This window comes from Clostridium sp. AM33-3 (genome assembly GCF_003480315.1).
GTDB lineage: Bacteria > Bacillota > Clostridia > Lachnospirales > Lachnospiraceae > Brotaphodocola.
On the sequence record NZ_QUIV01000042.1, the window covers coordinates 1 to 11,313 of the forward strand.

Genomic DNA, 11,313 nt, shown 5'->3' on the forward strand with positions numbered 1-11,313 from the left:
CGGGTGTCATGGACGCACCTCTGAAGCTACGGAGCTATGCTTCGTAATCAGATGCTCGGTAATTCAATTGCCGATGTAGTTCACTGTACTATAAATGAGCAAGTTCGTGATTTGGCATAAAAGAAAGACACCTTGAATTCTATAGGAAGTCATAGCTAATAATATAGAAGAAACCCAGGCAGAAATCAGAAGGTTGATTATGCCTGTTTTTTGTTATCAAAGACGGTTTTAATTTTCGTTTTTGCGGTACTTTGCGTTCTTCTCTTTCAGCTTTGCCAGGTACTCATTTGCTTCCTTTTCGGATTTGAAGCGCATCTTTGGACCCTGCGGGCTGAGCTTTAAGACGTAGCCGGTGTTTTTTTTTCTGAACATGATGCGTGAATTCCTTTCTTTTTATGAATGATTTTATTCTAGCATGAAGTGTGCAAAATGAAAATCATATTTTATAAAAATGAAAATCATGAAAAACAGGCATCATTTCTGACACTATTGTACGTTAAAGTGATACAACACAACAGTGAAAGTTGCTTTTTAAATCTTTTTCACAACTAAAAAGCTGTTGCGATGACAATATATAGACTGGACAAAACGAAAAAAATAGTTTATAGTATGAACCAATCACGAAAAGCGCCATGTAGAAGGCAGATATAAAGCCCCGTTGTGGCCGGAAATCAGGAGGTAAAAAATGGTATCATTATATGATGGTGGAATTTATCTTGTGAATGGAAAAGACATTATTCCGGAGCAGGAAAGCGTAAGGGTCGAAGCTTTTACCGGAAAGAAAGCTGACAAAGAAGCTGCAAAAAAAGGAACCATTGCCTATTCTATTTTAAGTGCTCACAATACAGCTGATAACATGGAACAGTTAAAACTCCGTTTTGACAGCATGGCATCCCATGATATTACCTTTGTAGGGATTGTCCAGACAGCCAAGGCATCCGGTATGGAAAAGTTCCCGATCCCTTACGTCCTGACAAACTGCCACAATACACTTTGTGCAGTAGGTGGTACGATTAACGAGGATGACCACATGTTCGGCCTTTCCGCGGCAAAGAAATACGGCGGCATCTACGTTCCGCCGCATATTGCAGTCATTCATCAGTACATGAGAGAAATGATGGCAGGCTGCGGCAGGATGATTCTTGGATCTGACAGCCACACCAGATACGGTGCATTAGGAACCATGGCTATCGGAGAAGGCGGAGGCGAACTGGTAAAGCAGCTGCTGCGCGATACATATGATGTAGCTTATCCGGGAGTGGTTGCAGTTTACTTGGACGGATCCCCAAAGCCGGGAACAGGACCTCAGGATATTTCGCTGGCAATTATCCGTGCCGTATTTAAAAATGGTTATGTCAAGAATAAAGTAATGGAATTTGTTGGTCCCGGTGTCGCGTCTATGACTACCGATTACAGAAACGGTGTCGATGTCATGACAACAGAGACCACCTGTTTAACCTCTATCTGGAGAACAGATGAGGATACCAGAAATTATCTGGCAAAGCATCACAGAGAAGAGGATTACAGGAAGCTGGATCCTGCAGATATTGCTTACTATGATGGCTGTGTCTATGTCGACTTAAGTAAAGTAAAACCAATGATCGCTCTTCCGTTCCATCCAAGCAATGCCTTTGAGATTGATGAATTAAAGGCAAATATGAAGGATATCCTTCATATGGTAGAAATGGACGCAGAAAAGGTTGCCGGCGGCAAGGCACATTTTACACTGCTTGATAAAATGTCTGGAAATGACCTGATGGTACAGCAGGGAATTATCGCAGGCTGTGCAGGCGGAACTTACACCAATGTGATGGAAGCAGCACATGCACTTCGCGGAAAGAACTGCGGCTGTGATGAATTTTCACTGGCGGTTTATCCATCTTCCCAGCCGGTCTTCTCGGACCTGGTAAAGAAGGGAACTGTCTCCGATCTGATGGATGCAGGCGCTGTCATCCGCACCGCTTTCTGCGGACCCTGCTTTGGTGCAGGAGATACGCCCTGCAACAATGGTTTAAGTATCCGTCATACCACCAGAAACTTCCCGAACCGTGAAGGCAGTAAGCCGGGAAACGGACAGATGGCAGCCGTAGCGCTGATGGACGCGCGTTCCATTGCAGCGACAGCAGCAAATGGCGGAAAGCTTACTTCAGCATGGGAGTTAGACTGCTGGAATGATATTCCGGAATATGAGTTTGATGATAAGTCCTATAAAAACCGTGTATATCAGGGCTTTGGAAAGGCTGAAGAGAAGAAAGCCCTGGTATATGGACCAAATATCAAAGACTGGCCGGAAATGAGCCCGTTAACAGACAATATCCTCTTAAAGGTATGCTCTAAGATCATGGATCCGGTCACTACTACGGATGAACTGATCCCGTCTGGTGAAACCTCTTCCTATCGTTCCAATCCACTGGGACTGGCAGAATTTACCTTATCCAGAAGAGATCCGGAGTATGTGGGACGGACGAAAAAAGTAGATCAGTTAGAAAAAGCAAGAGTTGCTGCTGGAGAAGAAAAAGAGCTGGCCTTAGAACCGGATCTTGCAAATGTATTTGCAGCGATCAGGACAATTGCAGGAAATGAACATGTTTCTGTAAAAGATACAGAAGTAGGAAGCATGGTATATGCAGTAAAGCCCGGTGACGGTTCCGCAAGAGAGCAGGCAGCCAGCTGTCAGAGAGTGATCGGCGGACTTGCAAATATCTGTAAGGAATATGCAACCAAGAGATATCGTTCCAATGTAATGAACTGGGGAATGCTGCCATTCCAGATGGAAGCAGAACCTGATTTTGAAGTGGGCGATTATATCTACGTTCCGTGTGTGAGAAAAGCACTGGACGGGGATTTAAGCTCGATCAAGGCATATGTTCTTGGAAATGGAAAAGCTGTAAAGGATCAGATCAAAGAATTAGACCTGTATATTGCAGATATGACACCGGAAGAAAGAGCCATTGTTAAGGCTGGATGCCTGATCAATTACAACAGAAGCAGACATTAAGCTGACGGTAAAGGTTAGCAGCATGAAGACTACGCCGGAGAGGAGAGCAGATCATGAACGACAATTATCTTGCACAATTTTATGGAAAATCACAGAATTATACAGATATCCCGAATAAATGGTATAAAGAATATAATGTAAAGAAAGGTCTTCGAAATGAAGACGGAACCGGCGTAAGAGTGGGTCTTACCCGAGTGGCAGATGTTGTAGGCTATGAGGAGAACCCGGAAGGCGGGATCCAGGCTATTCCGGGAAAGCTGTATTACAGAGGCTATGATGTGGAAGAGCTGGTAAAGGGAAAAGGAGACAGCCATTTTGGTTATGAAGAAGTTTGTTTCCTTCTGCTGTTTGGTTACCTGCCAAAGAAAGCAGAACTGGAACATTTCCGGAATATCCTGACCGGCTGTTATGAAATCCCAGATGAGTTCGTGGAAATGAACCTGCTGCGTATGCCGGGTAAAAACCTGATGAACAAGCTTCAGAATGCTGTTCTTACTTTATATAATTACGATGAGGATCCGGACAACATCGATGTGTATGAAACTCTGGTAAAGGGTATTAATTTAATGGCAAAGCTTCCGTCAATTGCCTGCTATGCATATCAGAGCAAGGTACATTATTACAACAGAGACAGCCTGTTTATCCATTATGCGAATCCAAATTATTCCATTGCAGAAAACTTCTTAAGCCTTTTAAGAAAAGATCAGACATTTTCTGATAAGGAGGCAAGACTGTTAGACACCATCCTCATCCTTCATGCAGATCACGGCGGCGGCAACAACTCCACCTTTACGAATGTAGTGATCGCTTCTACCGGTACCGATATTTATTCTACAGTTTCCGGAAGCATTGGCTCCATGAAGGGACCAAGACACGGAGGTGCAAACATTAAGGTTGCTGAAATGATGGATGCAGTCCTGGAAGAAACCGACGGATATACGGCAGATGACAAGAAGATCAGGGCTGCAGTAAACAAGCTGATGGACGGTGAATTATATGACCGCACCGGACTTGTATACGGATTTGGCCATGCAGTTTATACCATTTCCGATCCGCGGGCAGAGATGTTAAGAGCCCGCTGCTTAGAAGTGGCAAAGGAAAAGAAGATGATGACGGAATTTGATTTCCGTCAGAGGTTTGAACGTATTGCTCTGGAAACTATGAAGGAGCGCAAGGGAGTTGCACTTCCTACCAATGTAGATTATTACAGTGGTTTCGCTTATGAAATGCTTGGCATCCCAAGAGACCTTTATACACCATTGTTCGTGTGCAGCCGTATGGTTGGCTGGGTTGCCCACAACATTGAAAATAAGCTTTATGATGGAAGGATCATGCGTCCTGCAACAAAATATGTAGGAGATAATAAAGAATACACAGTCATGGAGGAGAGATAATGATGATGGATACAATTACCGTATTTAAAGGCGATGGAATCGGACCGGAGATTACAGACAGCGTTTTAAGAATCTTAGACGCAGCAGGAGCAGATTTAAATTATGAGGTTTTTAATGTAGGTGCTGCAGAATACGAAGCACACGGCGAGCTGATCCCGAAAGAGGGCTATGCTTCCATGGAAAAGACCCATGTTTTATTAAAATCCCCGATCACAACTCCTTTGGGAAAGGGCTTCCGCTCTTTAAATGTTACTTTAAGAAAGAAATATGATCTTTACGCAAATATCCGTCCTGCAAAGACAAACTCTGCCGTAAAAACTGCATTTGAAAATGTAGATATCGTTATCTTCCGTGAAAACACAGAGGATCTGTATGCAGGCGTAGAAGAGATGATCGATCAGGATACCGTGCATTCGATTAAGATCATTACCAGAAAATGCTGTGAGCGTATCATCCGTGCTGCCTTCGACTATGCAGTAAGCCACAAACGTAAAAAAGTGACCTGCGTTCATAAAGCAAACATCATGAAAATGGCAGACGGAATGTTCCGTGATATCTTCTATGATATCAGTAAGGAATACCCGGATATTGCGGCAGATGACAAGATCGTAGATAATGTGGCGATGCAGCTGGTCATGCATCCGGAAAAATTTGATATTATCGTAACAGAAAACCTGTATGGTGATGTTTTATCTGATCTGGTCAGCGGTCTGATCGGAGGGCTGGGACTGCTGCCATCCAGCAACCTGGGCAAAGATTTTGCCATGTTCGAGGCAGTTCACGGCAGTGCTCCTGACATTGCAGGACAGGGAATCGCAAATCCAACTGCATTTTTATGGTCCGCATGCATGCTGCTTGAGCATATCGGAAAGAAAGACGTTGCGGCCAAGATCCGCAAGGCAGTGGACCTGGTGCTGGAGGATGGAAGTGTTCTCACACCGGATATCGGAGGAACCGCTACAACGATTGAGTATGAGAAGGCGATCATTGCACATCTGTAATTAAATTGTTGAAAATAGACAATAAAAGGATAAAATTAAGTTGACATGACGTCAAAATCATGATATTATAAATTTATCATTATGATGAATAGCAACAGATTGGGTTGTTACTGTACGGCAGGCAAAACCAATTTTGAACGATATTTTGTGATGCAGATATTTGTTCAGAATTGGTTTTTTTTATTTTCTATAGAAAACGGATCAGACCGGTGGGATGAGTATGAAAATTGAAAAAGTGATTAACAATAATGTAGTCAGTGCCCTGGAAAACGGTCGAGAAGTGGTCGTTATGGGAAGGGGCATTGGCTTTCAGCTTCGGGCGGGCATGGATATTCCGGGTGAGCTGATCGAAAAGGTATTCCGTCTCGACAATCCGGGGGTTATGGATCAGTTCAAAAGCCTGGTCCAGAAGCTTCCGCCGGAGCGGCTTCAGATTTCAGCAGAGGTGATCCAGTATGCCAAAGGCGTCATGAACAAAAAGCTGAACCACAACATTTATCTTACGCTGACGGATCACATCAATTTTGCGATTGAGCGTTACCAGAAGAAGATGCTGTTCAGCAATCCGCTGCTTCGGGAGGTGCGGACCTTTTATCGGGAGGAATACCTGATCGGCACGTTTGCGCTGGACTTGATCGAGCGAAGGCTGGGAATTACATTTCCGGCCGATGAGGCGGCTTCCATCGCCCTGCACATTGTGAATGCGGAGTACAACACACGCATGCGTGACACCATTGACATGACAAAGATCATTCAGGATGTCCTTAAATTAGTGGGAGATTATTTTCATATAGAGCTGGATGAAACCTCCACGAGCTACGAGCGCATGATCACGCATCTGCGTTTTCTGGCACACCGGATCTACAGCGGAGAGTCACTGGATGACGGAGCCGGTCTGGAAGAATTTCATGCCATGATCCGGCAGATGTATCCGGAGGAATACGCCTGCAGCAGAGGTGTGAAGGAGTTTATCTGGCAGACCTACGGCCATGAAGTGTCGGAGGAAGAGGTATCATATCTGTCTGTTCATATCCGACGGGTTAGAAATTGCAGTTCTCAGGCTTAAGAAAAACGCTGTCACAGGGGGAGTGCATCGGCGGCATGCAGAAAACACAGACGGAAATGGATGGCAGAAAAAAGAAAGGGGAAGGGCGTTATGTTTCAGACACTGAAAAAAATGTTTGGAGGGAAAAAGGAGGCGGCTGAGGTATTATCACCGGTATCCGGTTCAGTAGTTCCGCTGAGTGAAGTGAATGATCCTGCCTTTGCGCAGGAGATCCTTGGAAAGGGTGTGGCTGTGAAGCCGTCCGAAGGAGAATTCAGGGCACCGCTTTCCGGTGAGGTCACAGTGATGTTCGACACCGGACATGCCGTCAGCATCAGGGGAGATAACGGTGCTGAAGTCATTGTCCATATCGGGCTGGATACGGTGCAGTTAAAGGGACAGTATTTTACGGCCCATGTAAAGCAGGGAGACCGTGTTCAGGCCGGAGATCTTCTGATCACGGCAGATTTAGAGCAGATCCGTGCAGCCGGATACGATGTGATCACGCCGGTCCTCATCTGCAATACACCGGATTTTCCGGATATGGTCTGTCACACCGGAATGCAGGTAAAACCGGCTGATCCGATCATTACCTTATAATTATGAAAAGAACGGAGTGAGGAGATACGAGCTGTATTACGGTCAGACTTCGGGATCCGGAGGGGCTTCATGTCCGCAATGCTGCACAGATTTTTGCGGCAGCGGGAGGCCTGAATGCACAGATCCGGCTTTGCTCAGGGGAGAAGACAGCAAGGGCGGATCACATCCTGGAACTGATGGCCATGGAGGCCAGAGCCGGAGATTTTATTGAAATCCAGGCGTGTGGTGAAGATGCAGAGCAGGCAGTAAAGACAATTGCGCAGATCCTGCAGAAGTGAGCTGGCAATCCGGCTCTTTCATGGCTGTTGTTATATGCAAAAGAGATTTGAATCCATTGGGGAATGGTTCAAATAAAGAAAACGCCGAGAGGCGAAAAAAGAAAGGGGTTTTACATTATGATGAAGTTTTTCCAGAGACTGGGCAAAGCTTTAATGCTTCCGGTAGCATGTCTTCCGGTATGCGGTATCCTGATGGGAATCGGATACATTCTGGCACCTGCGGCAATGGCAGGTGAGGTTCAGGGCTTCACGGCAGGAGGCCTGAGTTATTCCATCGGTCTGTTCCTGATCAAGGCCGGCGGAGCGCTGATCGACAATATGTCCTGGCTGTTTGCAATTGGTGTTGCAGTCGGCATGGCAGATGACAGTGATGGTACAGCAGGTCTGGCAGGCCTGGTTTCCATGTACATGATCACTACGCTCTTAAGCAGCGGTTCCGTTGCCGGTATCACCGGTCACGAGGCAGCTCCGGCGTTCGGCAAGATCGTGAACCAGTTCGTTGGTATTGTTTCCGGTCTGATCGGTGCGAACTGCTACAATAAGTACAAATCCGTAAAGCTTCCGGATGCGCTGGCATTCTTCAGCGGCAAGCGTGCAGTTGCGATCTTCACCGCACTGTATTCTATCGTGGCAGCACTTGTTCTGTTCTTTGTATGGCCGTTAGTTTACGGTGCACTGGTTACTCTGGGTGAGACCTTTATCGGCATGGGCGCTCTGGGTGCAGGTATCTACGCATTCTTCAACCGTCTGCTGATCCCGTTCGGTCTGCATCATGCACTGAACTCTGTATTCTGGTTCGATGTAGCCGGAATCAGTGATTTAAGTAATTTCTGGGGCAACACCGGTGTTTACGGACAGACAGGTATGTACATGACAGGTTTCTTCCCGTTCATGATGTTTGGTCTTCCGGCAGCCTGCCTGGCTATGTATCAGACTGCAAAACCGGCTAAAAAGAAAATGGTATACGGACTGCTTGCATCCGCAGCATTCTGTTCCTTCTTTACCGGCGTAACCGAGCCGATCGAGTTCTCTTTCATGTTCCTGGCTCCTGGTCTGTATGTGGTACATGCTCTGTTAGCAGGCATCACCGCTGGTATTACCGTAGCACTTCCGATCCGTGCAGGCTTCTCCTTCTCCGGCGGTGCGGTAGATATGGTACTCAGCTCCTTTACTCCGCTGGCACAGAACCCGTGGCTGCTGATTCCGGTTGGCCTGGCTGTCGGCGTGATCTACTATGTAGTATTCCGTGTTGTTATCGTTAAGTTTAACCTGAAGACTCCGGGTCGTGAGGATGATGACGCAGATGAAACTCAGGTGAAACTTGCAAACAATGACTTTACTCAGGTAGCAAAGATCGTTCTGGAAGGCGTAGGCGGTCCGGAGAACGTAGCTTCTATCGATAACTGCATCACCAGACTTCGTCTGGAGATCAAGGATTACACGAAGGTGGATGAGAAACGGATCAAATCCGCAGGCGTTGCAGGCGTGATGCGTCCGAGCAAGACCTCCGTTCAGGTCATCATCGGAACCCAGGTACAGTTTGTGGCAGATGAATTCAAAAAGCTTTGCAAATAGCAGAGTCCTCCCTGGTTCCAAAACATAGATATGCGAAAGGGCTTTCCCCGGTTCGGGGAAGGTCCTTTTGCGCGTCTGAGGAAAAACGGAAAAAGTTTTGCTTTGCTTCACAGAACGGTCATATTCTTCTGGTAAGATGAAATACAATTGCAGATAGAAAGAAGAGGGCGATATTTATGAAACTCAGACAGGGAGAAATAAAGAAAACCATGAAGGGCATTCTGGCAGGAGCATTTTTGCTGGCAGCTGGAAGCGCAGCTGTTTTTGCGGTTGGCACCGAGACAGAGCTTAAGGCTTACGCAGCCGAGTGGCAGCAGGCAGAAAACGGAGACTGGACTTACAAAGAAGACGATGGCAGCCTGGTATCCGGCTGGCAGAAGATTGGCGGTGTCTGGTATGACCTGGATGCGGAAAATGGGGTGTGGAACAGCCATCCGTTCCTGGATGAGACTTCCGTCTGCTATCTGGTGGAGAATGCGGTAAACCGTGCCGGCTGGTTCAACAGGGAAATTTCTGAGGATATTGTGCTGCATTACCGGGTAGACAGCAAAAACCAGTACAAATATACCGTTGTAGTTCAGGAAGAGAGCCGACCGGATGAGATTGGAAGCACCTTAAAAACCTTTGAGGTCGACAGACGGACCGGAACAGCCAAGGATGTTTCCACGAAGATCGTATTGGATCTGTATGAATAGAACTTACAAAAACTAAGTTTTTGAAAAAAAGAATTAATTTTACTTATGACATTTCCTGCATTATAATATGATTATCAACAAGGAGTTAAAACATTGCAGGTTCGAGCAAAACCGCAGTGCGAGACGAAGAAGGAGGAAATGTATGGCACGTTTGTATGTCAAGATCAAAGACCAGGATAACGTTGTTGTAGCTGTTCAGGATCTGAAGGCCGGCACCGAGATCATGGAAGGTCTTGTGACCAATCAGGACATTCCGCAGGCTCATAAGATTGCCCTGTGCGATATCCCGGCAGGCGGAGAGATCATTCGTTACGGCGTTGTTCTCGGCTATGCGATTAACGATATCAAGAAGGGTGACTGGATCAATGAGCATATGCTGGATCTCCCGCAGAGCCCGTCTGTAGATGATATGGAGTACGGCACCAACCTGGTACCGGTGGAGGATCTTCCGATGCCGACCAGAACCACCTGGATGGGTTACCGCAATGCCGAGGGTCCGGCAGGCACCAGAAACCTTCTGGGAATCGTAACCACGGTTCAGTGTGCGGCTGGCGTATTAAAGGTAGCAGTAGAGCGCATTAAGAAGGAACTGCTTCCGAAGTATCCGAATGTAGATGGTGTGGTAGCAGTTACCCATCCGTATGGCTGTGGTGTTGCGATCAACGCACCGTTAGCATATATCCCGATCCGCGCGATCACCAATGTCATCCGTCATCCGAACTTTGGCGGTGAGATCATGGTAGTAGGCCTTGGCTGTGAGAAACTGACCTACGACCGCGTACTTCCGCCGGAGGATATTACCCCGGAGAACGTTCTGACTCTTCAGGACTACGCTGGTCATGACGCTATGATGAACGCAATTCTGGAAATGGCAGATAAAAAGCTGCAGAAGCTGAACAAGAGAACCCGTGAGGAGCTTCCGTTAAGCGACCTGCTGATCGGTATGCAGTGCGGCGGCAGTGACGCATTCTCCGGTATCTCCGCTAACCCGAGTGCAGGTTACGCAGCAGATATGCTGGTTCGTGGCGGCGCTACCGTTATGTTCAGTGAGGTTACCGAGGTTCGCGACGGCGTTCACATGTTGGCAGCACGCTGCCCGGATGCCCACACCCGTGACCGTCTGGCAGAGGAGATGAAATGGTACGACAAGTACCTTGCAGAGGGCGGCGTAGGCCGTGACGCAAACCCGACTCCTGGCAACAAGGCAGGCGGACTTGCGAATATCGTAGAGAAAGCAATGGGAAGTATCGCAAAGAGCGGTACCAGCCAGATCGTGGAAGTACTTTCCCCGGCTCAGAAGCCGACCAAGCACGGCCTGATCTATGCAGCTACCCCGGCCAGCGACATCGTCTGCGGACCGAGCCAGGTTGCAAGCGGTATCGGTCTTCAGGTATTCATGACCGGACGCGGAACTCCGTATGGACTGGACATCAGCCCGGTTATCAAGGTCTGCAGCCGTAACGAGTTAAAGAACCACTGGTTCGACATGATCGATATCTCTGCCGGTGATGTAGCTACCGGTGAGAAAACCATCGCAGATGTCGGCCAGCAGATCTTCGACATGATCCTGGATGTGGCAAGCGGAACCAAGCAGCCGTACAGTGATCAGTACGGATTCCACAACGACATGTGCATCTTCAACCCGGCACCGATAACCTGATCGGAGCACAATAAAAATATTGAGACGGAACCACTAAAAGGTCCGAAGTTCCGGAAACCGCGTACAG

The 11,313-nt window shown here is 47.3% G+C and carries 10 protein-coding genes; 9 read left to right on the top strand and 1 reads right to left on the bottom strand.

Annotated elements, in window-relative coordinates:
- Nucleotides 1-228: 228 nt before the first annotated feature.
- Complete coding sequence (locus DW819_RS15775) at nt 229-372, bottom strand: hypothetical protein (protein ID WP_182432681.1); 144 nt, start codon at nt 370-372, stop codon at nt 229-231.
- A 313-nt stretch (nt 373-685) separates the two neighbouring features.
- Here DW819_RS15775 and DW819_RS15245 point away from each other — a divergent pair, with 313 nt between their 5' ends.
- The 9 genes from DW819_RS15245 to garD all read left to right on the top strand — a co-directional run bounded on the left by DW819_RS15245 (nt 686) and on the right by garD (nt 11,246).
- On the top strand, nt 686-2,998 hold the full coding sequence (locus DW819_RS15245; protein WP_118733970.1) for a hydratase: 2,313 nt from the start codon (nt 686-688) through the stop codon (nt 2,996-2,998).
- Between the two features lie 53 nt (nt 2,999-3,051).
- The gene (locus DW819_RS15250; RefSeq protein ID WP_118733971.1) at nt 3,052-4,392 is read left to right on the top strand and encodes a citrate synthase; all 1,341 of its coding nucleotides are present in this window, start codon (nt 3,052-3,054) and stop codon (nt 4,390-4,392) included.
- Nucleotides 4,392-5,393: an isocitrate/isopropylmalate family dehydrogenase gene (locus DW819_RS15255; RefSeq protein ID WP_347560217.1), complete on the top strand. Its 1,002-nt coding sequence runs from the start codon at nt 4,392-4,394 to the stop codon at nt 5,391-5,393. Before DW819_RS15250 ends, DW819_RS15255 begins: the two co-directional genes overlap by 1 nt.
- Before the next feature lie 220 nt (nt 5,394-5,613).
- A complete protein-coding gene (locus DW819_RS15260; RefSeq protein WP_118733972.1) occupies nt 5,614-6,459 on the top strand; it encodes a PRD domain-containing protein in 846 nt (281 codons plus the stop codon).
- Nucleotides 6,460-6,549: 90 nt separating this feature from the next.
- Nucleotides 6,550-7,038, top strand: a complete 489-nt coding sequence (locus DW819_RS15265) for a PTS glucose transporter subunit IIA (protein ID WP_118733978.1) — start codon at nt 6,550-6,552, stop codon at nt 7,036-7,038.
- 35 nt (nt 7,039-7,073) lie between these two features.
- Nucleotides 7,074-7,316 (top strand): HPr family phosphocarrier protein, encoded by a 243-nt coding sequence (locus DW819_RS15270; protein WP_118733973.1) that lies wholly within the window; start codon nt 7,074-7,076, stop codon nt 7,314-7,316.
- A 117-nt stretch (nt 7,317-7,433) separates the two neighbouring features.
- Complete coding sequence (nagE, locus tag DW819_RS15275; protein WP_118733974.1) at nt 7,434-8,891, top strand: N-acetylglucosamine-specific PTS transporter subunit IIBC; 1,458 nt, start codon at nt 7,434-7,436, stop codon at nt 8,889-8,891.
- Between the two features lie 176 nt (nt 8,892-9,067).
- Entirely contained in the window at nt 9,068-9,586 is a 519-nt protein-coding gene (locus tag DW819_RS15280; protein ID WP_118733975.1) for a hypothetical protein, read from the top strand.
- A gap of 142 nt (nt 9,587-9,728) precedes the next feature.
- On the top strand, nt 9,729-11,246 hold the full coding sequence (garD, locus tag DW819_RS15285) for a galactarate dehydratase (RefSeq protein WP_118733976.1): 1,518 nt from the start codon (nt 9,729-9,731) through the stop codon (nt 11,244-11,246).
- Nucleotides 11,247-11,313 lie beyond the last annotated feature (67 nt).